The sequence below is a fragment of the Cellulomonas sp. Marseille-Q8402 genome (genome assembly GCF_965119525.1).
On sequence record NZ_CBCPLX010000001.1, the window covers coordinates 1092673 to 1117116 of the forward strand.

At 74.8% G+C, this 24444-nt stretch carries 19 protein-coding genes; 3 read left to right on the plus strand and 16 right to left on the minus strand.

Features of this window, described 5'->3' with window-relative positions; translation table 11 throughout:
* Positions 1–582: 582 nt before the first annotated feature.
* From ACWPWW_RS04990 to ACWPWW_RS05015, 6 genes are all read right to left on the minus strand, one after another.
* Positions 583–1410 carry a PP2C family protein-serine/threonine phosphatase gene (locus tag ACWPWW_RS04990; protein WP_454049231.1) on the minus strand — a complete coding sequence of 276 codons (828 nt, stop codon included), beginning with the start codon at positions 1408–1410 and terminating at the stop codon, positions 583–585.
* A 74-nt stretch (positions 1411–1484) separates the two neighbouring features.
* Positions 1485–2981 carry an alpha/beta hydrolase family protein gene (locus ACWPWW_RS04995; RefSeq protein ID WP_454049232.1) on the minus strand — a complete coding sequence of 499 codons (1497 nt, stop codon included), beginning with the start codon at positions 2979–2981 and terminating at the stop codon, positions 1485–1487.
* A gap of 68 nt (positions 2982–3049) precedes the next feature.
* Entirely contained in the window at positions 3050–3952 is a 903-nt protein-coding gene (era, locus tag ACWPWW_RS05000; RefSeq protein WP_454049233.1) for a GTPase Era, read from the minus strand.
* A gap of 11 nt (positions 3953–3963) precedes the next feature.
* On the minus strand, positions 3964–5256 hold the full coding sequence (locus tag ACWPWW_RS05005; protein WP_454049234.1) for a hemolysin family protein: 1293 nt from the start codon (positions 5254–5256) through the stop codon (positions 3964–3966).
* Positions 5253–5705: an rRNA maturation RNase YbeY gene (gene ybeY / locus ACWPWW_RS05010; protein ID WP_454049235.1), complete on the minus strand. Its 453-nt coding sequence runs from the start codon at positions 5703–5705 to the stop codon at positions 5253–5255. Before ybeY ends, ACWPWW_RS05005 begins: the two co-directional genes overlap by 4 nt.
* The gene (locus ACWPWW_RS05015; protein WP_454049236.1) at positions 5702–6712 is read right to left on the minus strand and encodes a PhoH family protein; all 1011 of its coding nucleotides are present in this window, start codon (positions 6710–6712) and stop codon (positions 5702–5704) included. The genes ybeY and ACWPWW_RS05015 overlap by 4 nt, the downstream gene beginning before the upstream one ends.
* Before the next feature lie 193 nt (positions 6713–6905).
* Between ACWPWW_RS05015 and ppdK the strand changes: the two genes are divergently transcribed.
* Complete coding sequence (ppdK, locus tag ACWPWW_RS05020) at positions 6906–9617, plus strand: pyruvate, phosphate dikinase (RefSeq protein WP_454049237.1); 2712 nt, start codon at positions 6906–6908, stop codon at positions 9615–9617.
* A 187-nt stretch (positions 9618–9804) separates the two neighbouring features.
* Here ppdK and arfA read toward each other — a convergent pair whose 3' ends face one another.
* From arfA to ACWPWW_RS05065, 9 genes are all read right to left on the minus strand, one after another.
* Positions 9805–11316 carry an arabinosylfuranosidase ArfA gene (gene arfA / locus ACWPWW_RS05025; RefSeq protein ID WP_454049238.1) on the minus strand — a complete coding sequence of 504 codons (1512 nt, stop codon included), beginning with the start codon at positions 11314–11316 and terminating at the stop codon, positions 9805–9807.
* A 31-nt stretch (positions 11317–11347) separates the two neighbouring features.
* A complete protein-coding gene (locus ACWPWW_RS05030; RefSeq protein WP_454049239.1) occupies positions 11348–12292 on the minus strand; it encodes a carbohydrate ABC transporter permease in 945 nt (314 codons plus the stop codon).
* Positions 12289–13233 carry a carbohydrate ABC transporter permease gene (locus tag ACWPWW_RS05035; protein WP_454049240.1) on the minus strand — a complete coding sequence of 315 codons (945 nt, stop codon included), beginning with the start codon at positions 13231–13233 and terminating at the stop codon, positions 12289–12291. The genes ACWPWW_RS05030 and ACWPWW_RS05035 overlap by 4 nt, the downstream gene beginning before the upstream one ends.
* Before the next feature lie 58 nt (positions 13234–13291).
* Positions 13292–14545: an ABC transporter substrate-binding protein gene (locus ACWPWW_RS05040; protein WP_454049241.1), complete on the minus strand. Its 1254-nt coding sequence runs from the start codon at positions 14543–14545 to the stop codon at positions 13292–13294.
* A 63-nt stretch (positions 14546–14608) separates the two neighbouring features.
* Positions 14609–16582 carry a glycoside hydrolase family 127 protein gene (locus ACWPWW_RS05045; protein WP_454049242.1) on the minus strand — a complete coding sequence of 658 codons (1974 nt, stop codon included), beginning with the start codon at positions 16580–16582 and terminating at the stop codon, positions 14609–14611.
* A gap of 277 nt (positions 16583–16859) precedes the next feature.
* Positions 16860–17897: a LacI family DNA-binding transcriptional regulator gene (locus tag ACWPWW_RS05050; RefSeq protein WP_454049243.1), complete on the minus strand. Its 1038-nt coding sequence runs from the start codon at positions 17895–17897 to the stop codon at positions 16860–16862.
* Positions 17894–18898, minus strand: coding sequence for a LacI family DNA-binding transcriptional regulator (locus ACWPWW_RS05055; RefSeq protein WP_454049244.1), 1005 nt, complete (start codon positions 18896–18898; stop codon positions 17894–17896). Before ACWPWW_RS05055 ends, ACWPWW_RS05050 begins: the two co-directional genes overlap by 4 nt.
* Positions 18899–18961: 63 nt before the next feature.
* On the minus strand, positions 18962–20395 hold the full coding sequence (locus ACWPWW_RS05060; RefSeq protein ID WP_454049245.1) for a S1C family serine protease: 1434 nt from the start codon (positions 20393–20395) through the stop codon (positions 18962–18964).
* Between the two features lie 229 nt (positions 20396–20624).
* On the minus strand, positions 20625–21848 hold the full coding sequence (locus tag ACWPWW_RS05065) for an amidohydrolase (RefSeq protein WP_454049246.1): 1224 nt from the start codon (positions 21846–21848) through the stop codon (positions 20625–20627).
* Positions 21849–21915: 67 nt separating this feature from the next.
* Here ACWPWW_RS05065 and ACWPWW_RS05070 point away from each other — a divergent pair, with 67 nt between their 5' ends.
* Both ACWPWW_RS05070 and ACWPWW_RS05075 read left to right on the plus strand, forming a co-directional pair.
* Positions 21916–22926, plus strand: coding sequence for a ketopantoate reductase family protein (locus ACWPWW_RS05070; RefSeq protein ID WP_454049247.1), 1011 nt, complete (start codon positions 21916–21918; stop codon positions 22924–22926).
* 2 nt (positions 22927–22928) lie between these two features.
* On the plus strand, positions 22929–23348 hold the full coding sequence (locus ACWPWW_RS05075) for an RNA-binding S4 domain-containing protein (protein ID WP_454049248.1): 420 nt from the start codon (positions 22929–22931) through the stop codon (positions 23346–23348).
* A 124-nt stretch (positions 23349–23472) separates the two neighbouring features.
* On the opposite strand, the gene ACWPWW_RS05080 is transcribed toward ACWPWW_RS05075, so the two are convergent.
* A complete protein-coding gene (locus ACWPWW_RS05080) occupies positions 23473–24360 on the minus strand; it encodes a DUF72 domain-containing protein (protein WP_454049249.1) in 888 nt (295 codons plus the stop codon).
* Between the last annotated feature and the right edge of the window lie 84 nt (positions 24361–24444).

Sequence of the window (24444 nt, forward strand, 5' to 3'; positions counted from 1 at the left end):
CGGTGCCGACGGGCTCGTCGGACGCCTCGGGCTCGCGGGACCCGGCCACCGGCGGCACGGCGGCCACGGCCGGCGCCACGGCCACCGCGGTCGGGGCCGCCGGCAGCACGACGGGCGACGACGCGGCCGGGGCGTCGGCGGGTGCCTCGGCCCCGGTGAGCCGCACGCGCACGCGGGAGGCGCGCACCACGCCGCTGACGATGGGCAGGGCTCCGCCGCGGGTCGCGCCGGACACGCGGACGGTGACCTCCTCGGCGGAGCCGACCGAGCGCTCCGACCAGGACACGACCTGCGGCGCGGTGAGCACCTCGGCGCGCGTGCCGCGGACGACCTCGACCTCCACGTCGCCGCGCAGGGCGGTGTGCACCTGGCCGCCGGCCAGGTCGACGGCGGCGAACGGGTGCAGCCCGCCGATGCCGTGGCGGACGAGCGCGTCGAGCTGTGCGCCCAGGCCGGCCCCGCGCTCGGGCGCGCTGGCCCACACGTCGCGGACGACCTCGGGCGGGGTCGTGGGGGCGAGCAGCAGCACGACGCCGTTGGCGACGACGGCGTACCAGTCGCCGGGGGTGTACTCCGGCACGATCACCGCGGGTCCTCCTGATGGCTACGGGGTCGAGGGATGGTTGCCCCGTCGACCGTCTCGTCCCATGTCCTATCGGCAGGCTCGGCACCGAAAGCAAGCCATCCGGGTGAAAGTTCCGTGTCGGCTCGCACGTCCACGACGACGGCCGTGGCGTTGTCCCTGCCCCCGGCCTCGACGGCCCGGCGGACGAGCTCGGACGCCGTCGCGCCGCTGCCGGCGGTCCGGGCGAGGACCTCCGCGACCTCGGCCGGGGTGAGCTCGCCGGTCACGCCGTCGGAGCACACCAGCAGCCGGTCGCCGGGGCGGGCCGGGATCATCCAGTAGTCGGGCTCGGGGTCGGCACCTGTGCCCAGCGCGCGGGTCAGGACGTGCCGCTCGGGGTGCTGCTCGGCGGCGTCCCGGCTGAGGGCACCGGAGTCGACGAGCTCCTGCACGACCGAGTGGTCGACGGTCAGCTGCGCCAGCTCGCCGTCCTGCCAGCGGTACACGCGGGAGTCGCCCACGTTGAACACCAGCCAGTGCGCGGCGCCGTCGTGCTCGCCCAGCGCGACGCCCGCCACGGTCGTCCCGCCCTCCTTGCGCTCGAAGGCGGCGCGGATCCGCTGCGCGGCGCGGCGGAAGCAGGCGTGCAGGTCGGACGGGTCGACGACGGCCTGGCCGGCCAGCCCGGCGAACTCCTCGACCGCGAGGCGGCTGGCGACGTCGCCGGCCTCGTGACCGCCCATCCCGTCGGCGACCAGGAACACCGGAGGGTGCGCGAGCAGCGCGTCCTCGTTGAGCGCGCGCACGCGCCCGCGGTCGGTCGCCGAACCCCACGTCGTGCGCACCCTGGTTCCCCTCGTCGAAACGGTCGCGGACCATCTTGCCTGCTCCCGGGTGGGGCGCAGGCGTCGTCCCCAGATCAGATGCCGAGCTGGTACACGCCCCAGTAGGCGAGCACCACCAGCAGCGCGGTGCTGGCCGCGCAGGTGCCCCAGAGCACCGCGTGCCCGACGACGCCGTGCGCGAGCGGCTGGCGCGCGCGCCGCAGCTGCCGGAGCCGCTCGACGACGGCGGCCGCCGCGAGCACCGCGACCAGGCCGAGCAGCCGCACGCCGATCCACCCGCCCTGCACGACCCAGCCGTTGCGCTCGTACCCCAGCGCGAGCCGGGCCACCGCCACGAGGTACCAGGCCAGCGCGCCGACAGTACCCACGGACGCCAGGGACAGCAGCGCGAGCCGCCGGTCCAGCGACGCGTCGCGCCCGTGCGCCGCCCCGCGACCGCGCACGCGGCGGACGCCGGCCAGCGTCACCCGGCCGAGCGGGAGCAGCACGATCACGCCGACCGCGCCCACCACGAGGAACAGGAGCACGTCGCCGTCGCCGAGCCAGCCCGGCTGCGGGACGGGCGCCGCCCAGTACAGCTGCTCCGGCTGGTCGCCCGCGATCCGCGGCCACGCCGAGCCGGTGTCCGGCAGCCCCTGCACCCAGCCGGTGAGGTCGCGCAGGAACGCGGGCGCGACCTCGCCGTCGACCCGGATGCCGTGGTCCGCGCCGCGGTAGTACCGGATGGTGTAGTCGCTGTTCCCGGCGATCGCGGCGTCGCGGATGATCTGCTCGGCGCCCTGCACCGTCGGCATCGAGGCGTCGGCGGTGCCGTAGGCGACGAGGAGCGGCTGCGTCATCCGCCGCTGGAACGGCGCGACGTCGAAGTCCGCGTACTCGAACCCGCCGCCGGGCAGCGACATGCCCACCGCCCGCGGGATCGCCCGGAAGACCTGCTGCGGGACGCCGGTGTTGCGCAGGTAGGAGTCGACGGCGAACCCCGCCTGCTGCCGGGGCGGCACCACCGGTGCGGAGACGAGCACGACGAACGCGATGTCCGGGTCCTCGGCGGCCATCACCGGGGCGATCCAGGCGCCCTCGCTCTCGGCGTACACGCCGACCCGGGCCGGGTCGACCCCCGGGACTCCGCGCAGCAGGTCGAACGACCGCCGGTAGTCCTGCGCCATCGCCACGTAGTCGCGGTGCCGGAGCGTGTAGGTGTCGAGCCGCTTGTCCGGCACGAGCGTGGCGACGCCCGCCTGGGCCAGGACGCGCGCCTGCTCCACGAAGGCGTCGGTGTACAGCCCGGTGCCCGCGCCGTGCACGAAGAGCACCGCCGGCACGTCGCCCTCGACGCCGACGGGCATCAGGAGGCGGGCCTCGACGTCGGCGCCGTCCAGCGGCACGCGCACGACGGTCGAGCTCACGGGGTACGACGCGGCGGCGGGCGCACCCGGGATCGCCGTGGACGACGCCTGCACCGTCAGCGGGTCCGTCATCGGGACCGGCGTCCACTGGGGACCCATGAGCGCTCCGAGGACGGCGAGGACGATCGCCCCCACCACGGTCCCCGCGGCGGTCCGGTAACGCACGTCGCGATCATCCCAGACGTGCTGCGGGTGCTCCGGGACCTCCTGGTCGTCCCGGGTCGTCGTGGCGCTCAGAACCCCAGCCGCCCCAGCTGCTTCGGGTCGCGCTGCCAGTCCTTGGCCACCTTCACGTGCAGGTCCAGGTAGACGCGCGAGCCGAGGAGCGCCTCGATGCCGCGCCGGGCCGTCGTGCCCACCTCGCGCAGCCGGGAGCCGCCCTTGCCGATGATGATCGCCTTCTGGCTGTCCCGCTCGACGTACAGGTTGACCCGGACGTCGAGCAGCGGCGCCTCGCCCTCCGCGGCGTCGCGCGGCACGATCTCGTCGACGACGACGGCCAGCGAGTGCGGGAGCTCGTCGCGGACGCCCTCCAGCGCCGCCTCGCGGACCAGCTCGGCGACCATGACGGACTCGGGCTCGTCGGTGAGCTCGCCCTCGGGGTACAGCGCCGGCCCCTCCGGCAGGTGGGAGACCAGCACGTCCGCGACGGTCGGCACCTGGTAGCCCGACTCCGCGGACACCGGCACGATGTCGGCCCACTCGCCGAGCTCCTGCACCGCCAGCAGGTGCTCCGCGAGCCGCTGCTTGCCGACGAGGTCGGCCTTGGTGGCCAGGGCGACGACCGGCGTGCGCCGGCCCAGGGAGGCGAGCTGCTCGGCGATGAACCGGTCGCCCGGGCCGACCTTCTGGTCCGACGGCAGGCAGAACCCGACCACGTCGACCTCGCTCAGCGTGTCCCGGACGAGGGCGTTCAGCCGTTCGCCGAGCAGCGTGCGCGGGCGGTGCAGCCCCGGGGTGTCCACGAGCACGAGCTGCGCGTCGGGGCGGTGCACGATGCCGCGGATGGTGTGCCGGGTGGTCTGCGGGCGCCCGGAGGTGATCGCGACCTTCTGCCCGACGAGGGCGTTGGTCAGCGTGGACTTGCCGGCGTTGGGTCGCCCCACGAGGCAGGCGAATCCGGAGCGGTGGGTCACGGGGGTCTCCGTCAGTGGTCGGTGCGGGTGTCGGCGGCGACGGGCTCGTCGCGGGGCTGCGCGTCGGGGTCGGGCTCCGGGGCGCGCGACACGAGCACGCGGGCGACGCGCTTGCGCCGGCCCTCCGTGCCCTGCGCGACCAGCCGCAGCCCGTGGATCTCCCCCGCCGAGCCGGGGATCGGGACCTTGCCGAGCGCCTTCGCGAGCAGGCCGCCGGCGGTGTCCACGTCGTCGTCGTCGACCTCGAGGCCGACCAGCTCGCCCAGCTCGTCCTTGCCGAGCCGCGCCGGGACGAGGAAGGTGCCGCCGCCCAGGTCCTCGACCTGCGGGGCGGACGGGTCGTGCTCGTCGGTCAGCTCGCCGACGATCTCCTCGAGGGCGTCCTCGATGGTGACCAGGCCGGCGATGCCGCCGTACTCGTCGACGACCATCGCGATGTGCGACGCGCCGGCCTGCAGCTCGCGGAGCAGCTCGTCGACGGGCTTGGACTCGGGCACGAACACGGCGGGCCGCACCAGCGACCCCGCGGGCGCCTCGGCCGCGGCCGGGTCGTCCTGCATCCGGCGCACCAGGTCCTTGAGGTACAGCACGCCGCGCAGGTCGTCGACCTGCTCCCCGACGACGGGCACGCGGGAGTAGCCGGAGCGGAGCAGCAGGGAGAGCACCTTGCGCAGCGGGGTCGACTCGACGGTCGTGACCATGTCGGTGCGCGGCACCATCACCTCGCGCGTGAGCGTGTCGCCGAGGCCGAGCACCGACCGGACCATCGCGCGCTCGTCCAGGTCGACCCCGCCCGCGTCCCCGGCGCGCTCGACGATCTCGCGCAGCTCGTGCTCGTCCTGGTCGCCGCCGACGCCCGGCGCCACGCGGACCAGCGGCCCGGCGACGGCGCGCACGGCCAGCAGCAGCCCCGACGTGAGGCTCAGCACCTGGCTCGGGTAGCGGTGCCCGAGGGAGCGGGGGCTCAACCGGGCCAGCACGACCGTGAGGAACGCGCACGCGGCGACCGCGATGACGAGCTCGACCGACCAGACCAGGTCGGAGGCGGCGATCGCGAGCGTCAGGCAGACCGCGGCCAGCATCTCGCAGAGCAGGCGCAGCACGGCGGCGGACCCGGCGACGGCCGCGCGGTCCGCGGTGAGGCGGCGCACGCGCTCCGCGGCGGGGTTCCGGGCGGACAGCAGGTCGGCGACGGCGTTCCGGCTGATCCGGACCACCGCGGCCTCGCCCGCGGACAGCGCCGCCGCGGCCAGCACGGCCAGGACGGTCAGCGCCGCGAGCAGCCCGACGGGGACGTCGCTCATCGGCCGGCGAGGAAGGTCAGCAGCAGCTGCCGCTGCAGGCCGAACATCTCCTTCTCCTCCTCCGGCTCCGCGTGGTCGTAGCCCAGCAGGTGCAGGATCCCGTGCGTGGTGAGGAGCAGCATCTCCTCGACGGTCGAGTGCCCGGCGGTGCGGGCCTGCTCGACGGCGACCTCGGGGCACAGCACGACGTCGCCGAGCAGCCCCGCGGGCGTCGGGTCGTCGGCGCGGCCGGGCCGCAGCTCGTCCATCGGGAAGGACAGGACGTCGGTGGGGCCGGGCTCGTCCATCCACTTCACGTGCAGGTCCGTCATGACCTCGGTGTCGACGAACATGATCGACAGGTCGGTCTGCGGGTGCACGTGCATCTGGTCGAGCACGAAGCGCGCCAGTGCGGCGAACTCCGCCTCGTCGACCTCGTGGCCGGACTCGTTGTTGACCTCGATGCTCATTTTCCGGTGTGGTCCCAGCGTGCGTAGGCGTCGATGATGTCGCCGACCAGGCGGTGGCGGACGACGTCGGAGGAGGACAGGCGGCAGAACGCGACGTCGTCGACGTCCGCCAGGATCGACTCGACCACCCGCAGGCCGGACGTGGTCCCCGACGGCAGGTCGACCTGCGTGACGTCGCCGGTGACCACGACCTTCGAGCCGAAGCCCAGGCGGGTGAGGAACATCTTCATCTGCTCGGCCGAGGTGTTCTGCGCCTCGTCGAGGATGATGAAGGAGTCGTTGAGGGTGCGGCCGCGCATGTAGGCCAGCGGGGCGACCTCGATCGTCCCCGCCTCCATCAGCCGCGGGATCGAGTCCGGGTCGACCATGTCGTGCAGCGCGTCGTACAGCGGGCGCAGGTACGGGTCGATCTTCTCGCTCAGCGAGCCGGGCAGGAACCCGAGCCGCTCCCCCGCCTCCACCGCGGGACGCGTCAGCACGATGCGGTTGACCTGCCGCGCCTGCAGCGCCTGCACGGCCTTGGCCATCGCGAGGTAGGTCTTGCCGGTGCCCGCCGGCCCGATGCCGAACGTGACCGTGTTCCGGTCGATCGCCTCGACGTACTCCTTCTGGCCCGCGGTCTTGGCCCGGATCGTGCGCCCGCGGTTGGACAGGATGTTCATCGACAGCACGTCGGCGGGCCGGGTGGCGGTGCCGGCCGTGAGCATGGCGACGGAGCGGGTCACGACGTCCGGGGTCAGCGGGGTGCCGCCGGCGGCCATCTCGACCAGCTCGTCGACGAGGCGCGCGACCAGGGCGACGTCGCCGGCGGGGCCGGCCAGCGTGATCTCGTTGCCGCGCACGTGCACGTCCACCGTGCGGAACCCGGTCTCGACGGCGCGCAGGACCTGGTCGTTGAGGCCCAGCAGCTCGACCATGGACACGCTGGACGGGATCGTGATCCGGTGCTCGACCCGGGCTGCGCCGGGGAGCGGTCGACCGTTCCGGTCGGGTGTGGTCTCGGCCATGTGCTCGGCTTGCGCCGTCGCGCTCCTTCGTAGGGCGGGTGGGTGCACCCATCCTACCGACCGCCGCCCACGCACCGCCCGCTCATTCCCCCGACGCCGGAGGCCGCGCAGGGGTGGGCAAGCGCCGTCCCGCGCGGGACACTGGGGAGGCCGGGGGCGAGGGCGCCCCCGCAGGGCCGACGCGGAGGCTGACGTGGCGCGGTACGTCCAGGACTTCTCGGAGGGCGGGAAGGACCAGAAGGACCTGCTCGGCGGCAAGGGCGCGAACCTGGCCGAGATGACCCGGCTCGGCCTGCCGGTGCCGCCCGGCTTCACGATCACGACGGACGCCTGCCGCGCCTTCATGCGCACGGGGCACCTGCCGCCGGAGCTGCGCGTCGAGGTCACGATGGCGCTCCGCAAGCTGGAGGACGAGCTCGGCCGGCGGCTCGGCGACTTCCACGACCCGCTGCTGGTCTCCGTGCGCTCCGGCGCCAAGTTCTCGATGCCCGGGATGATGGAGACCGTGCTCAACGTCGGGCTGAACGACGCGTCGGTCGTCGGGCTGACCGAGTACTCCGGCGACGAGCGGTTCGCGTGGGACTCCTACCGCCGGCTGATCCAGATGTTCGGCAAGACCGTGCTCGACATCGACGGCGCGCGGTTCGCGGACACCCTGGACGAGGCGAAGGCCGCGAAGGGCGTCGAGCACGACGTCGACCTCGACGCCACCGACCTGCGCGCCCTGGTCGACGCCTTCAAGCAGATCGTCCGCACCGACGCGGGCAGGGAGTTCCCGCAGCACCCGCGCGAGCAGCTGGACCTGGCGATCGTCGCCGTCCTGCGCTCCTGGGACACCGACCGGGCACGGCTGTACCGGCGCCGCGAGCGCATCCCCGACGACCTCGGCACCGCGGTCAACGTCGTCAGCATGGTGTTCGGGAACCTCGGCCCCACGTCGGGCACGGGTGTCGCGTTCACCCGCGACCCCGCGACCGGGCGCACCGGCGACTACGGCGACTACCTGGTGAACGCGCAGGGCGAGGACGTGGTCGCGGGCATCCGGAACACGCTGAGCCTGGCGGAGATGGAGGAGGTCGACCCGCGGGCCTACGCGGACCTGCAGCAGGCGATGCGCCGCCTGGAGACCCACTACCGCGACCTGTGCGACGTGGAGTTCACGGTCGAGCGCGGCAAGCTCTGGATGCTGCAGACCCGCGTCGGCAAGCGCACGGCGCCCGCGGCGTTCCGGATCGCCACCCAGCTGGTGGACGAGCACCTGATCACCCTGGACGAGGCGCTGGCCCGGGTCAGCGGCGAGCAGCTGTCCCAGCTGATGTTCCCCCGGTTCGACGCGCACGCGGACCGCACGCTGCTGACCCGCGGCATGGGCGCCTCCCCCGGCGCCGCGGTGGGTCGTGCGGTGTTCGACTCGGCCGCCGCGGAGGCGCGGGCGGCCGAGGGCGAGGACGTGGTGCTCGTGCGCCGCGAGACGAACCCCGACGACCTCGGCGGCATGATCGCCGCCGTCGGGGTGCTCACCGCGCGCGGCGGGAAGACCTCGCACGCCGCCGTGGTCGCCCGCGGCATGGGTCGCACCTGCGTCGTCGGCGCCGACGAGCTCGACATCGACCCCACCGGGCGCTCGCTCAAGGTCGGGGGCCACGCCGTGGCCGAGGGCGACGTCATCGCCATCGACGGCTCCACCGGGGAGGTCTACCTCGGCGCAGTGCCCGTGGTGCCGTCCCCGGTCAGCACCTACCTGGAGGACGGGCTCGACGCGGCGCTCGCGCAGGCGGGCGACGACGCGCAGACCGCGGACCTGGTGCAGTCCGTGCACCGGCTGCTCGGGCACGCCGACGACACCCGGCGGCTGCGGATCCGGGCCAACGCCGACACCGCCGAGGACGCCCGGCGCGCCCGGGCGCTCGGCGCCGAGGGCATCGGGCTGTGCCGCACGGAGCACATGTTCCTCGGCGAGCGCCGGGTGCTGGTCGAGCGGGTCGTGCTGGCCGAGGACGACGACGAGCGGCAGGCGGCGCTCGACGCGCTGCTGCCCCTGCAGCGGGCGGACTTCGGCGCGCTGCTCGCGGAGATGGACGGGCTGCCGGCCACGATCCGGCTGATCGACCCGCCGCTGCACGAGTTCCTGCCCGACCTGACCGAGCTCGCCGTGCGGGTGGCGCTGGCGGACGCCCGTGGCGAGGCCGACCCGCGCGACGTCCGGCTGCTCGCCGCCGTGCGGCGGATGCACGAGGCGAACCCGATGCTCGGCCTGCGCGGGGTCCGGCTCGGCCTCGTGGTGCCGGGGCTGTTCGCGCTGCAGATCCGGGCCGTGTGCGAGGCGGCCGCGGACCGGCTCGAGGCCGGCGGGACCCCGCACGCCGAGATCATGGTGCCGCTGGTGGGCTCCGTGATGGAGCTGCACCTGGTGCGGGACGAGGCGCTGGCGATCATGGCCGAGGTCGGGGCTGCCCGCGGCGTGCCGCTGCAGCTGCCCGTGGGCGTGATGATCGAGCTGCCGCGGGCCGCGCTCACCGCGGACCGGATGGCCGAGGTCGCGGAGTTCTTCTCGTTCGGGACGAACGACCTCACGCAGACGACGTGGGGCTTCTCCCGCGACGACGTCGAGGGGGCCTTCTTCCCGGCGTACCTGGCGAACGGGGTGCTCACCGTGTCCCCGTTCGAGACCATCGACACGAAGGGGGTCGGACGGCTCGTCCGCATCGCCGTCGAGGAGGGCCGGGCCACCCGGCCGGACCTCAGCGTCGGGGTGTGCGGCGAGCACGGCGGCGACCCGGAGTCGATCCGGTTCTTCGAGGCGGTCGGGCTGGACTACGTGTCCTGCTCGCCGTTCCGGGTGCCGGTCGCGCGGCTCGAGGCCGGCAGGGCCGCGATCCGGGGAGCCGACGCCGACGCCCGGTGAGGGGGCGTGCGCGGCGTCGTCCGCCTGGTTGGGACACCGGGAGGGCGGCGACGCGGCGCCCGGTCCGCGCGGGCACCCCGCCCGCCGAGGTCGTCACGCGTGCACGAGGTCGTCCGTCCTGCGGGGCGACCTCGTGCCGGTGTGACGACCTCGTGCCGGGGTGACGACCGCGCGGGGGGCCGTCCGCTCAGGCGCGCGTCAGCTGGACGGTGCTGAAGCTGATCGCCGGGAGGGACATCGTCAGGGTGCCGTCCGTCAGGGCGACGTCGTCGCGCGCGCGGGGGGCGACCCGGTCGGGGTCGTCGGCGCTGTTGCGGGCGAACGGGTCCTCGTCGTGCAGCGTGGTGGCCGCCGCGACGCGGACGTCGCCGAGCCGGCTGAGGTCCACCGTCAGGTCCTGCGGCTCCTCCGGGTGGCGGTTGACCACGAGCAGCGCGCCCGTGCCGGTCTCCTCGTCCCACGTGGCGACGGCGTCGACGGCGGGGACGTCGCCGTGCTGCGCGGTCGGGAACGTGGCCGACTGCGGGGCGACCCGCAGCACGGAACCCTGCGCCAGCGACGACGCCTGCGCGAACGGGTGGAAGATCGTCTGCTTCCAGACCCGGCCACCGGGCTCGGTCATGATCGGCGCGATCACGTTGACCAGCTGCGCCTGCGACGCGGCCGTCACGCGGTCCGAGTGCCGCAGCAGCGTGATCAGCATGTTGCCGACCACGACCGCGTCGGCCGCCGTGTAGTGGTCCTCGAGCAGCGGCGGGGCGACCGGCCAGTCGTCGCCCGCCGGCGGCACCGACGCGGCACGGGACTGGTACCAGACGTTCCACTCGTCGAACGACAGGTTCAGCCGCTTGGTGGCCTTGAGCGCGGCGCGCACGCCGTCGGCGGTCGACACGACGTCGTCGATGAACGCGTCCATGTCGACGCACGAGCCGAGGAACGACGCGACGTCGTCGCCCTTGACCTCGTAGTACCGGTGGATCGAGATGTAGTCGACCTGGTCGTAGGTCTCGGTGAGCACCTCGCGCTCCCACGACCCGAACGTCGGCAGGTCGGGCGCGGACGAGCCGCACGCGACCAGCTCGAGCGTCGGGTCGACCTGGCGCATGGCGCGGGCGGTCTCGGCGGCGAGCCGGCCGTACTCGTGCGCGGTCTTGTGCCCCGTCTGCCACGGGCCGTCCATCTCGTTGCCGAGGCACCACATGCGGATGCCGTACGGCTCGGGCGAGCCGTTGGCCGCACGCTGCTGCGCCCAGGCCGTCGGCGCGGAGCCGTTGCAGTAGTCCAGCAGGTCGACGGCCTCGAGCACGCCGCGGGTGCCGAGGTTCACGGCCATCATCGGCTCGACGCCCGCCTTGCGGGTCCAGCGCATGAACTCGTCGACGCCGACGGTGTTCGGCTCGAGGGAGTGCCAGGCCAGGTCGAGCCGTGCGGGGCGCTCGTCGACCGGCCCGATGCCGTCCTCCCAGCGGTAGCCGGACACGAAGTTGCCGCCGGGGTACCGGACGGTGGTGACGCCGAGCTCGCGGACGAGCTCCAGGACGTCCTCGCGGAACCCGTCGGCGTCCGCGGTGGGGTGGCCGGGGTCGTGGATGCCGGTGTAGACGCAGCGGCCGAGGTGCTCGACGAACGAGCCGAACGTGCGGCGGTGGACCGGCGAGACGACGAGCTCGGGGTCGACGGTGAGGCGGGCGTGTGCCACGGGGGTCCTTCCTGGTGGTGGTGCGAGCGCGCTACTTGACGGCGCCGGAGAGCAGGCCGCTGACGTAGTACTTCTGGAGCAGCAGGTAGATCACGATGCACGGTACGACCGTGACGGTCACGCCGGCCTGCATCACGCCCCAGTCCACCTGGTTGTTCTGGCCCGACGCCAGCATCTGCAGGCTGACCGGCAGCGTGTACCTGTCCTGGTCGACGAGCAGGATCAGCGTCGCGAAGAACTCGTTCCACGCGGTGAAGAAGGTCAGCAGCGCGGTGGAGATGACGCCCGGGAGCGCGACGGGCAGCAGCACCCGGCGCATGGCCCCCAGCGTGCTGCAGCCGTCGATCATCGCGGCCTCCTCCAGGGAGCCGGGCAGCGCGGCGAACGTGTTCCGCATGAGGAACAGCCCGAACGGCAGGCTGAACGTCGCGATCACCAGAACCAGGCCGGGCAGGGACCCGAGCAGCCCGAGGTCGCGCAGGATCAGGAAGAGCGGCGTGATGATCGCCTGGAACGGCACCATGAACGCCACCAGCGCGAGGAAGAAGATGAACCCCGAGCCCCGGAACGGGAGCTTCGCGAACCCGTACCCGGCGAGCGTCGCCACCAGCGTGGTCAGCAGGGTCACCGACACCGACACCAGCACCGAGTTGCCCAGCGAGCGCAGGAGGCTGATGCCCGACGAGCTGTCGGCGAGCTGCGCGTAGTTCTCCAGCGACCAGGTCTGCGGGAACATCGTCGGCGGCACCGCGACGGCCTCGGCCGGCGACTTCAGGCTCTGCGTGAGCATGACGTACAGCGGGTAGAGGAACAGGACCGCCAGGCAGAGGCAGACGACCCACCACGCGAGCCGCGGCATGGACGCGCGCACCTCGGCGATCGTGCGGGGGACGCGGCCGCGGCGACGACGGGCCGCGCGGCGGGACGGGTCGGGCGTGGCGAGGGCCGAGGCGTCGGCGGCGACCAGGGTGCTCATGCGTTGTCCGTGTTCCTCAGCAGGAGCATCTGCAGGGCGCTCACGGCCGCGAGGACGACCATGAGCAGCACCGACATCGCGGCACCGGCGCCGAGCTCGAACTGGATGAAGGAGGTCCGGTAGGTCTGGAACACCGCGGTGATCGTCGAGTTGGACGGCCCGCCGGCGGTCATGATGAAGAACTGGTCGAACGCCAGCAGCGAGCCGGCGACCGAGAACACGAGCACCAGCGCGAGCGTCGGGCGCAGCAGCGGCAGCGTGATGTGCCGGAACGCCTGCCACCGGCCGGCCCCGTCGATGCGGGCGGCCTCGTCGACCTCGACCGGGATGGACTGCAGGCCCGAGGACAGCAGCAGCATCTGCAGGCCGACGACCTTCCAGGTGACCATCGCCAGCACGATGACCAGCGCGGAGGTGAACGTCGCGAAGGAGTTCTGCGACGCGTCCAGCAGCCCGGCGCGCTCCCCCAGCGCGCTCGCCGGGCCGAGGTCGGGCTGGAACAGGTACATCCACAGGTACGACGCCGCGGCCATGCCGATGACGACGGGGATGAAGAAGATCGTCTGGAACCCGCGGGCCGCGCGGCTGCCACCGCGGACCAGCAGCGCCAGCACCAGGGCCACTGCGAACAGCAGCGGCGTCGCGACCAGCGTGTACTGCAGCGTGAACCCGACCGCCGCGAGGAAGTCGGAGTCCGTCAGCGCGTCCGTGTAGTTCTGCAGGCCGACCCAGGTGTGCTCCCCCAGCATCGGCCAGTCGTAGAACGACATGCGGACGGTCTGGGTCAGCGGCCAGAGGAAGAACAGGCCGAGCATGACGACGGCGGGCGCCACCATCAGCAGGCCGAGGTACGTGCGCCGGCGGGCCAGCGTCGTGCGCCGTCGCCCCCTCGGCAGGGCGACGCCACCGGGCGCCGGTGGTGCCATCACAGGTGCGGTCATCGCTCAGAACTCCGTCGTCCTAGGGCCGGGCGGAGGTGCCGCCCGGCGTCGCGGTGGGTCAGTCGTTCGCCTTGTCGAGGATCGCCTGCGCGTCCCGCTGGGCCTCGGCCTGGGCGTCGGCGACGCTGCCGGGTCCGAACACGGCGTCCTGGATCAAGCCCGCCCAGACGCCGTTGTTGTCGTTGAACAGCTCGTTCTCGACGATCGAGTACGGCACGTGCCCCACGGCCAGCGCGTCCGCGAACACCTGGAACCGCGGGTCGCGCGGGACGTAGATCTCGTCCAGCAGGTCCATCCGGATCGGCAGGATGGCGTTGTCGGCGAGCACCTGCTGGGCGTCGCGGTCGGTCGCCCACTCGAGGAACTCCCAGGCGCCGTCGGGGTTGGCGGCGCCGGTCATCACGGACAGCACGTCGCCGCCCGCGAAGGACGCGGACCCGCCGTCCTGGCCGGGGATCGGCGCGACGCCGAAGTCGACGGCGCCGTCGCCGACCAGGGTCGACATGAACGACGTCCCGTCGAACCGGATGCCGACGGTGCCGCTCTGGAACGCGGTCGCCGCGTTCGGGCCGGCGTCGGTGCGGACCAGCTCGGGCATCGTGCCGGCGTCGTACAGGTCGCGGTAGAGCTGCAGGGCGCCGCCGACCTCGTCGGAGTCGAGCCGGGCCTGCGTCCCGTCCGCGTTCAGCACGTCGCCGTCGGACGCCCAGACCAGCGGGGTCAGCGAGAAGATGTTGCAGCCGCCGCACGCGCCGGAGAACACGAACCCGCTGGTGCCGTCGCCGATCGCGGCGACCGCCTCGGCGGCCTCCTGCACCTGCGCCCAGGTGGTCGGCGGCTGCTCCGGGTCGAGCCCGGCCTGCGCGAAGAGCGCCTTGTTGTAGAACATCACCGAGACGTCACCCGTGAACGGCACCCCGTACGTGCGGCCCTCGTAGGTCACCTGGTCCAGGTGCGCCGGGCTGAGGTCGTCCGCGTACGGCAGGGCCTCGACCCGGTCGGTCACGTCGGCCAGCACGCCGGCGGACGCGAAGTACGGCGCGAACACCAGGTCCAGCGACGCGATGTCGGGTCCCTGGTACGCGGCGACCGCCGTGCCGAGCTTCTGCACGAAGCTGGTCGCAGGCACCAGCGTGACCTCGACCTGCGTGTCGTGCGTGGCGTTGAACTCGTCCGCCAGCGTCCCCATGATGCTCTTCTGGTAGTCCCGGACCCAGAGCGTGACGGTGTCCTCGTCGCCGCTCCCGGGTCCGCTCGCGCACGCGCTCGCGCCGAGCACCACCGCCGCGGCGAGTGCTGCCGCCCTCCTCACCCGTCTGCGCATCGTCGCGCCGTCCCTTCGTCGTGGTGGGTGCTGCTGGGAGTTCCGTGCCGGTCAGGCGACCGGCAGCCAGACGCGCATCGCGCCGGGCGTCCGGTTGCCCCACTCGGCGTAGGGGATCGCCGTGAGGCGCACGGTGCGGCCCGCGGTCGGGGCGGCGTCGGCGCCGGAGCGGTACAGCGGGACCTCGCTCGCCTCCGCCGCGACGCCCTCGGCCTCGACCCGGGGCAGCGGGCCGTCGCCCGGGACGACGGTCAGCGCGGCGCCGGCGCGCAGCCGGACGTCCTCGACCGAGGGCCCGCCCGGGTGGTCGGCCTGCTCGACGCAGTACACGACCGGCCCGCGGACGACCGCGACCGAGCCGCGCACCGCGTCGACCCGCGGGTGCGCCGCGATGGTCCGGGCCGGCATGTCGAGGTCGAGCTCGACCTGCCGGGTCGCGGCGGGCAGGACCAGGTAGCCGTCCTCCACCGGGAGGTCGGTGCGCTCGGCACCGTCGACCACCACCCGGACGCCCTGGGCCCAGCCCGGCACCCGGAGCTCGAGGCGGCCGGTCAGCTCGCCGTCGACCTCGACCAGCACGCGCCCGTCGGCGGGGTACGCGGTGCCGACGCGGACGATCCCGGTGCCGAGGTGCGCGGGCAGGTCGATGGCGGCGGCGCTGTAGAGGTGCAGCCGCAGCGCCTCGTCGGTCGTCGTCGCCAGGTAGGTGTGCAGCGACGCGACGAGCCGGCCGATGTTGGGCGGGCAGCACGCGCAGGAGTACCACGGCGTCCGGCGGGACGGCGCGTTCTCCTCCTCGCGGTGGCCCTCCCGCAGGTGCAGGGGGTTGGAGTAGAAGAACGCGCAGCCGTCCGACGACACCGACGCGGCGACCGCGTTGTACAGCGCCCGCTCGATGGCGTCGGCGTACCGGGACCCGCCCTCGGCGAGGAGCATCCGGTAGCTCCAGTGCACGTCGGCGATGGCCGCGCAGGTCTCGGCGTACGCGCGGTCCGGCGGCAGCTCGTAGGCGTCGCCGAACGACTCGTCGAAGTGCCGCGATCCCATCGCGCCGGTGATGTACATCTTCTGGTGGTGCGCCGAGTCCCACTGCGCGTCCATCGCCGCGAGCAGCGTGTCGTCGCCCTGCTCGGTCCAGACGTCGGTGACGCCCGCGTTCAGGTAGAGCTGGCGCACCGCGTGGCCCGTGGCCTCGAGCGACGCGCGCACCGGGGCGTGGTCCTGGAAGTAGTGCGCGCCGAGCCGGTCCGGGCCCAGCAGCGCCAGGTCCTGGCCGCGCTCGTCGACCATCCGCCGGGCGGTCGCCAGGTACGGCTGGTGGCCGGTCTCGCGGTAGAGCTCCACCAGGGCCGTCTCCACCTCCGGGTGCCCGCAGTAGCCCGCGCGACCCTCGGGCCCGAACTCCCGCACCAGCAGGTCGGCGCTGCGGCGGGCCAGCGCGAGGTAGTCGTCGCGGTCCGCGCCGCGGTGCAGCGCGACCGCGGCCTGGATCAGGTGGCCGAAGCAGTACAGCTCGTGCGCCCAGCGCAGGTCGGCGAACCGCTCGTCCGGCCGGGTGCCCTGGACGAACGAGTTGAGGTAGCCGTCCTCGTCCTGCACGCGGGTCAGCAGGTCGAGGGTGTCCGCGAGGAAGCCGTCCCAGTCCTGCGTGCCGGTGCGGCCGATCTCCCAGCCGATGGCCTCCAGCGTCTTGTAGAGGTCGGAGTCGGCGAACTGGTACCCGACGTAGTCCGCGTCCGACTCCCCCACGACGCGCCGCAGGTTCGGCAGCACGCCGCTCTCCTCGAGCATCGCGACGGTGTGCGGCAGCGTGGCGTCGGCGTTCAGGCGCTGCCAGCGGCCGAGGTGACCGGCCGGGTCGAGACGGACGTCGGAGGCCGCGAGCGGGCGCTGCGCGAGGCGGTCGGTCGCGCGCGGCGCGACGGGGCCGGCGTGCGCGGGGCGCGGGGCCGGCGCGGCGGCGGGCGTCGTGCGCGTCGTGGGCGTGGGCGCGGTGGCCGGTGCGGCGGTGGTGGCGTGCGACATGGGCTTCCTTGCCTTCGTGCGGTGCGAGCGACGGTGCGTGCGCCGCCACTCTGCAACGTCGCTTACATCGATGTCAACCGCCGGGACACGACGCGACCGCGGGTTGCCGTCCTGCGAGGCCGGCCCGCCGGGCACGGTAGACGCGCGATCCGCGGCTTCCGCCGACGCGCGCCGCACTCCGGAACGTCATGCGCGAGATGACATCGATGCACCTCACCACCCACGGCGCCCTCCCCGTCCCGACGGGCCGGCGCCGAGGGGGTCCGGCAGCGGTGGGTCAGGCGACCGGGGTGCGCGGGCCGCCGCTGGACTCGCGGACCACCAGGTGGTGCTCGGCGACGACCACCTCCGGCGCGCCCGTCCGGCCCTCGATCCGCCGCACCAGCAGGTCGACGGCGGCGCGCGCGATCTGCTCCTGCCCCGGGTCGACGGACGTCAGCGGCGGCGTGGAGAACCGGGACTGCTCGGTGTTGTCGAACCCGACGACCGCGACGTCGTCCGGGACCCGCAGGCCGCGGCTGGCCAGCACGCGCAGCACGCCGAAGGCCATCGCGTCGTTGAAGCAGAACACCGCGTCGAACGGCGCACCGGAGGCCAGCAGCCGCACGGCCGCCGCGGCCCCGGACGCGCGGCGGTCCCAGTCGGGCGCCGTCAGCAGCAGCGCGTCGTCGACCGGCACGCCGAAGGCCGCGTGCGCGTCCCGGTAGCCCGCCTCGCGCAGGTCGGCCGACCCGCCGTCGGGCGTGGTGCCCACGGCGGCGATCCGCCGGCGACCGGCCGCCAGCAGGTGCTCGACGGCGGTGCGGGCGGCGCCGCGGTCGTCCATCGCGACCTGGTCGACGGGCGGCGCCTCGAGCCGGGGGCCGAGCAGCACCACCGGCCCCTCGACGACCAGTCCATGCAGGTCGTCCACGCCGAGCGCCGCCGGGGACAGGATCGCCCCGTCCACCTGCTGCGCCCGCGCCCCGGACAGCACCGCCCGCTCCCGCGCGGCGAGGGCGTCGGTCGGCTCGATGACCACCGTGTACCCGTGCCGCTCGCCCTCGGCGATCACCCGCTCGGCGACGTCGCCGAAGTACGGCTGGTACAGGTGCGGCAGGGCGAACGCGATCACGCCGGTGCGGCCCGAGCGCAGCCGGCTCGCCGCCGGGTTGAGCCGGTACCCGAGGGCGTCGACGGCGGCCAGCACCCGGTCCCGGGTACCGGACCGGACCTGCGGGTGGTCGGCCAGCACGTTCGACACGGTCTTCACCGACACTCCGGCGGCCTGGGCCACGTCGGCCATCGTCACCGCGCGGCGCGGGTCCTCGGTCACGCGACGCCCACCCCCATCGTCGACTCGCGCAGCCGCAGGTCCACGGCGGCGGCCCACGGCTCGTCCTCGCGCGGCGGCCGGCCCTCGATCCGGTCGGCCAGCAGCGCGACGGCGGTGCCGGCGATCTCGGTGGTGCCCTGCGCGATCGAGGTCAGCGACGGCACGGCGTACCGGGCGTCCTCGGTGTCCCCCGACCCGATCACCGCGAGGTCCTCGGGGACCCGCAGCCCGCGGTCCAGCGCCGTCCGCAGCGCGCCGAGCGCGAGCGCGTCGTTGTGCGCGAGCAGGGCGTCGAACGGCCGGCCCGCGTCGAGGAGCCGCGCGGCGGCCACGGCCCCCTCCTGCCGGCCCCAGCGCGGCCCGACGTCGACGAGCAGGGCCTCGTCGACGTCCAGTCCGTTGTCCGCCGCCGCCCGGCGGAACGCGGCCGTGCGCCGGGCGCCGGGCGACCCCGCGCGCGGGTCCGCGCCGAGGACGGCGATCCGCCGGCGGCCGGTCTCCACCAGGTGCGCGACCGCGGCCGCCACCGCGGGGTCGACGTCGACGGCCGCCGACGCGCCCGGCGCCACCCGCTCCCCCAGCAGCACGGCGGGCAGGGCGGCGACGGCCGCGTCCTCGGCACCGACGCCCAGCGCGTAGAGCAGCACCCCGTCCAGCCCGCCACCGCGGCCCCGCAGCAACGCCAGCTCGCGGTCCGGGTCGCCGCCCGTCGGGTCGACGAGCACGGTCAGCCCGCGGCGGCCCGCCTGCTCCAGCACCGCGTGCGCCAGCTCGGCGTAGTACGGCTCGCGCAGGTCCGGCAGCCCCAGGCCGATGACGCCGGACCGCCCCGTCCGCAGCGAGCGGGCCGCGGGGTTGAGCCGGTAGCCGAGCTCGTCGATGACGGCGAGCACCCGCGCGCGCTTGTCCGGGCTGATGTGCGGGTGGTCGTTGACCACGCGGGACACCGTCTTCACGGACACGGCGGCGCGACGCGCGACGTCCTGCATCGTGACGGCCATGGTGAGTGAGCGTAGGGCCTGGCGCCGCTGCCCAGCGCGGGCGCGGCGCGCTCGGTGACGGTGTCAGGCGGCGGGGCCCTCGACCAGGGTCACCGTCGCCGTGTGCGCGCTGCCGTCGGCGGCGGTCCAGGTCAGCGTGACCTGGTCGCCGGGGGCGTAGGTCGCGAGCAGCGCGCTGAGCGCGTCGGCGTCGGCCACGGCGGTGCCGTCCACCGCGGTGACCGTGTCGCCCGCGGCCAGGCCGGCCTGTGCCGCGGGGGTGCCCTCGACGACGCCGGCGATCGGGGCGCCGGAGGTCAGGCCGGGGGCGCTGCCGGTCGCGAGCTGCACGCCCAGGAACGCCGGGTAGCCGAGGGTGATCGTGTCCGTGTCCTCGCCGGCGACGATCTGCGTGACGACGTCCAGCACGTCCTCGACCGGGATCGCGTAGCCCGTGATGTCCGACGACCCCGACGACGCCGCCGTCGTGATGCCGATGACCTCGCCCTCGTCGTCCAGCAGCGGGCCGCCCGAGTCGCCCGAGACCACGTCGGCGTCGACCTCGATGAGGCCGGTCAGCGACTCGCCGGACGAGACGCCCTCGGCCTGGGTGGTGATCGACTCCTCGAGCCCCGTGACGGTGCCCGCGGCGGCGAGCAGCACGCCACCGCCCTCCGCGTTGCCGACCGCGGTGACCGCGTCGCCGACCGCCACCGCGGCGGCGTCGTCGTCCAGCGCGGCGGTGGTCAGGCCGGCGGCGTCCTGCAGCTGCAGCACCGCGACATCGGCCGTCGCGTCGGTGCCGACGACCTCGGCGGCGTAGGACTCGCCCGTCGATCCGATGGTCACGGTGATCTCCGTGGCGCCCTCGACGACGTGGTTGTTGGTGACGACCAGGCCGTCGGAGGTCAGCACGACGCCGGTGCCGGCCGCCTCGGCCGACTGGTAGCCCAGCACGGTGCTGATCAGCACGACCCCGGCCTGCTGCGCGTCGGACGCCGTGGTGGTGTCGAGCGTCGCCGTGCCCGACGAGGACGACGACCCGGGCGCCGTGCCCTCCGGGGTGGTGCCCGGGGTCGTGCCCGGGGTGGTGCCCGGGGTCGTGCCCGGGGTCGTGCCCCGGTAGCCGAAGGCGCTGCCCTGGCCCGTTCCCGGCGCCGCGGCCAGGCCCGTGCCGGCGGACGTGTCGTCGGGCAGGCCGAGCGCGAGCGCCGACCCGCCGAGCACCAGCCCCGCGGCGACCGCCCCCGACGCGAGCAGCGCCACGGCCGTGCGGCGCCGGCGCGAACGGCGCGGCGGGGAGACCGCGCTCGCGCCGGCGGGGACGGCGTAGGTGGACGCGGCGTACACCTGCTGCGGCAGGGCGGACCCCTCGGCGTACGTGGACGCGGCGTACGCCTGCTGCCGCGCGGCGTCGTCGGGCGAGACGGGCCGCGCGGCGTCGTCGGGCGAGCCGGACTGCGCGGCGTCGTGGGGCTGCGCGGGCTCGGCGGGCTGCTGCTGGTCGTGCTGGTTCATGCGGGACACCTCCTGCGGGCGGCACCGCGGTGGCGCCGACAGCACCCAGTGCACCCCGCACCCCCGGGAGTCCCCTGACCCCCACCTGAGCCCCACCCATGAACCCCGCCGCGGCACCCTTCCCCGGTGAGGTCGTCACGTACGCGCGAGGTCGTCACTCCTGCGGGACGACCTCGTGCAGGAGTGACGACCTCACGGCAAGGCGCGGCGCGGCGCGGCGCCGCGCGGGTCAGGCGGGGAAGCGGGCGGCGCGCTCGACGACGGTCGCCGTGGACGTCGCGGCGTCCCAGGTGTAGACGGTGCGGCCCTCGATGAGGACGTGCTCGGCGCGCGCGTGCACGTCGAGCGGGTCGCCCGACCAGATGACGACGTCGCCGTCGCGGCCGGGCTCGAGGGCACCCACGCGGCCGTCGAGGCCGAGGAACGACGCCGGGTTCACGGTCAGCGCCTCGAGGGCGGTCTCGCGGGGCAGGCCGTCCTTCACCGCGAGCGTCGCCTGGTGCACCAGGAAGTTGATCGGCACCACGGGGTGGTCGGTGGTGATCGCGACGCGGACGCCGGCCTTCGCCAGCGCGGCGAGGTTGGCGATCGCACGGTCCCGCAGCTCGACCTTGGACCGGGAGGTGAACATCGGGCCGAAGATGACGGGGATGTCCCGCTCGGCGAGGACGTCGGCGATCTTGTGCCCCTCGGTGCCGTGGTTGAGCACCAGCCGGTAGCCGAACTCGTCGGCCAGGCGGATCGCGGTCACCAGGTCGTCGTGCCGGTGCGCGTGCTGGTCCCAGACGAGCTCCCCGTCGAGGACCCGCGCGAGCGTGTCCAGACCCAGGTCGACCTTGAACGGCTCGCCCTTGGCCTCGGCGGCGGCGCGGGCCGCCCGGTAGTGCTGCGCGGCGGTGAACGCCTCGCGGATGATGAGCGCCGTGCCGAGGCGGGTCTGCGGCGTCTGCTTCTTCTCCGCGTAGACGCGCTTCGGGTTCTCGCCGAGCGCCGACTTCACGCTGACCGACGCGGAGATGACCTGCTCGTCGATCGTGCGGCCGCCCCACGACTTGATCGCGACGCTCTGGCCCCCGATCGGGTTGCCCGACCCGGGCTTCACGACGACGGACGTCACGCCGCCGGACAGCGCGTCGCGGAAGCCCTCGTCGTCGATGTTGATGCCGTCGACGGCGCGCACCGCCGCCATGTTCGGCCCGGTCATCTCGTTGGTGTCGTTGCCCGCGACGCCCTCGCCCTCCTCATGGATGCCCACGTGGCCGTGCGCCTCGACGAAGCCGGGGAGCACCCAGCGGCCTGCGGCGTCGACGACGGTCGCGCCGTCGGGGATCGCGACGTCGGCGCCGACGGCCTCGATGCGGCCGTCGCGGATGAGGACGGTGCCGCCGTCGATCGGGTCGGAGGAGACGGGGACGACATAGCCGCCGGTGACGGCGACGACAGAAGAGGTCATGCTCGCCACCGTACGTCGGGGCCGGGCCGGTGCGCCGCGCGGCCTCGTGATGTGGCACCGTGACCGGGTGCGATACGTGATCATCGGCGCCGGCGCGGTCGGCGGGACCATCGGCGGGCTGCTGGCGGAGGCGGGGCGCGCGGTCGTGCTCGTCGCCCGCGGTGCCCACCTGGACGCGGTGCGGGCCGACGGCCTGCACCTGACCACCGAGGCGGGCGCGCGCGTGGTGCACGCGCCGGTCGCCGCCGGTCCCGAGGACGTCGAGCTGCGGCCCGACGACGTGCTGGTGCTCGCGGTCAAGGGCCAGGACACCGCGGCCACGACGGCGCAGTGGGCCGACCGCCCGGTGGCCGGCGGCGGCACGGCCGGTGAGCGGCTGCTGCTGGTCTGCGCGCAGAACGGCGTCGACAACGAGCGCACGGCCCTGCGCCGGTTCGCCCGCGTCGCCGGGATGTGCGTCTGGCTGCCGGCGACCTTCCTCGAGCCGGGCCGCGTCTCCGCCGCCGGGAGCCCCGTCCCGGGTGTGCTGACCCTCGGTCCGATCCCCGCCGGCGACCCCGGCGCGGACCTGGCGACCGTCGGCACGGACCTGGAGGCCGCCGGCTTCCGCGCACCCGTCGTCGCCGACGTCATGGCGTGGAAGTACGCCAAGCTGCTCAGCAACCTGGGCAACGCCGTCGAGGCGCTGTGCGGGCCCGTCCGCGAGCCGGCGGCCCGCGAGCTGCTGGACGCGACCGTCGCCGAGGCCCGGGCCGTCCTCACCGCCGCCGGCATCGAGCCGACGTCCCCCGAGGAGGAGGCCGCGGTGCGCGGCGACTTCACCCTCGTCGACCTGCCGGGGGTGGACCGCCGCGGCGGCTCGTCCTGGCAGAGCCTGGTGCGCGGCGCCGGATCGATCGAGGCCGCCTACCTGAACGGCGAGATCGTCCTGCTCGGCCGCCTGCACGGGGTCCCGACGCCGCTGAACGCCGCGCTGCTGCGCCTCGCCGAGCGCGCCGCCGCGCGGGGCGAGCAGCCGGGCGGGCACGACGCGTCCGAGATCCTCACCGCCGCCCGGGCCGCGCAGGCCACGGTCTGAGCATGTCCGAGCCCGCAGCCCCGGCGCCGCGCCCGCTCCCCCCGGGACCGCCGACCACGCGCGTCGACCGGTGGGTGTGGGCGGTGCGGCTGACCAAGACGCGGGCCGCCGCGGCGACGGCGTGCCGCGCCGGTCACGTCCGGGTCAACGGCGACCGCGCCAAGCCGGCGACGTCCGTGAAGGTCGGCGACGAGGTGCGGGTCCGCGGCGACGGGCCCGAGCGGATCGTCGAGGTCGCGCACATCGTCGAGCGCCGGGTCGGGCCCGGGCCGGCCGCCACCGCGTACGTCGACCGCACGCCCGCTCCCCCGCCGCCGTCGCAGGTCGCCGTCGCCGCCCAGCGCGACCGCGGCGCGGGGCGGCCGACCAAGCGGGAGCGACGCGAGATCGACCGCCTGCGCGGCCGGCACCCGGACCTGTAGCTCGGGCCGCGCGCTGCGGGCCGCGAGGGTGCAGAAGCAGCGGCGACAGGTCCGGTGTGCCCGGGGATTTCTGCACCCTCGGCGCGGGCACGGGCACGGCCACGGGCACGGGGACGGGGCGGGGTCAGGCGGGGGCCGGGCCGACGCCGAGCCGGCGCGCGAGGGCCATCGCGTCGAACGGCGCCCGGACCTTCACGTCGTTGTCGAAGTACACGTACACGTCCCGGCCGCCCGGGGCCGGCGCGGCGGGCGGGCCGAGGCGGCGCCCGTCCGGGGGCTCGCCGCCGGCCGCCCACGCCGCGACCCGCTCCGCCCAGCGGTCGAGGGCCGGGTCGTCGTACCCGGAGACGTAGAGCTCGGAGTCGCCGTGCAGCCGCACGTAGACGACGTCCGACGTGACGTCCTCCAGGTACGGCCACTTCCCCGCGGTGTCGGCGACGACCAGGCCGACGCCGTGCTCGCGCAGCAGCGCCGGGAACTCCGGCGTCTCGAACGTGGCGTGCCGCACCTCGAGGACGTGCCGCAGCGGGCGGTCGGCGTCGGTCTCGGTCAGGGCGCGGCCGTCCAGCCGCTCGTCGTGCCGGGCCGCGAGCGCCGCGGCCTCCGTCGTGGTGCGGGGCAGCAGGTCGAAGAACCGGGCCAGCCGGTCGTGGTCGTACCCGAGGGTCGGCGGGAGCTGCCAGAGCACCGGTCCCAGGGCGTCGCCGAGCGCCAGCACGCCGGACGCGAAGAAGTTGGCCAGCGGCACCTCGACGTCGGCCAGCTTCTTCATGTGGGTGACGAACCGGCCGCCCTTCACGGAGAACACGAAGCCGGGCGGCACCTCCGCCTTCCACGTCCGGTAGGACTCCGGCCGCTGCAGCGCGTAGAAGGACCCGTTGATCTCGATGGTGCCGAGCTGCCGGGAGGCGTGCTCGAGCTCGCGCCGCTGGGCCAGGCCCTTCGGGTAGAACACCCCGCGCCACGGCGTGTACCGCCAGCCGGAGATGCCGATCCGGACGCTCGAGGTCATGGCAGGCGACGCTAGCAACGGGCCGCGTCGCCCGCCGTTCAGCGTGCCGACACGCGCCGGACGCCGAACGGCGGTATCCCTGGT

Bases quoted from the DNA above. Each gene is read 5' to 3' on its own strand.
- ACWPWW_RS05005 (WP_454049234.1), bottom strand. From the start codon at position 5,256: ATGAGCGACGTCCCCGTCGGGCTGCTCGCGGCGCTGACCGTCCTGGCC.
- ybeY (WP_454049235.1), bottom strand. From the start codon at position 5,705: ATGAGCATCGAGGTCAACAACGAGTCCGGCCACGAGGTCGACGAGGCG.
- ACWPWW_RS05015 (WP_454049236.1), bottom strand. From the start codon at position 6,712: ATGGCCGAGACCACACCCGACCGGAACGGTCGACCGCTCCCCGGCGCA.
- ACWPWW_RS05030 (WP_454049239.1), bottom strand. From the start codon at position 12,292: ATGAGCACCCTGGTCGCCGCCGACGCCTCGGCCCTCGCCACGCCCGAC.
- ACWPWW_RS05035 (WP_454049240.1), bottom strand. From the start codon at position 13,233: ATGACCGCACCTGTGATGGCACCACCGGCGCCCGGTGGCGTCGCCCTG.
- ACWPWW_RS05045 (WP_454049242.1), bottom strand. From the start codon at position 16,582: ATGTCGCACGCCACCACCGCCGCACCGGCCACCGCGCCCACGCCCACG.
- ACWPWW_RS05055 (WP_454049244.1), bottom strand. From the start codon at position 18,898: ATGGCCGTCACGATGCAGGACGTCGCGCGTCGCGCCGCCGTGTCCGTG.
- ACWPWW_RS05060 (WP_454049245.1), bottom strand. From the start codon at position 20,395: ATGAACCAGCACGACCAGCAGCAGCCCGCCGAGCCCGCGCAGCCCCAC.
- ACWPWW_RS05065 (WP_454049246.1), bottom strand. From the start codon at position 21,848: ATGACCTCTTCTGTCGTCGCCGTCACCGGCGGCTATGTCGTCCCCGTC.
- ACWPWW_RS05075 (WP_454049248.1), top strand. From the start codon at position 22,929: ATGTCCGAGCCCGCAGCCCCGGCGCCGCGCCCGCTCCCCCCGGGACCG.
- ACWPWW_RS05080 (WP_454049249.1), bottom strand. From the start codon at position 24,360: ATGACCTCGAGCGTCCGGATCGGCATCTCCGGCTGGCGGTACACGCCG.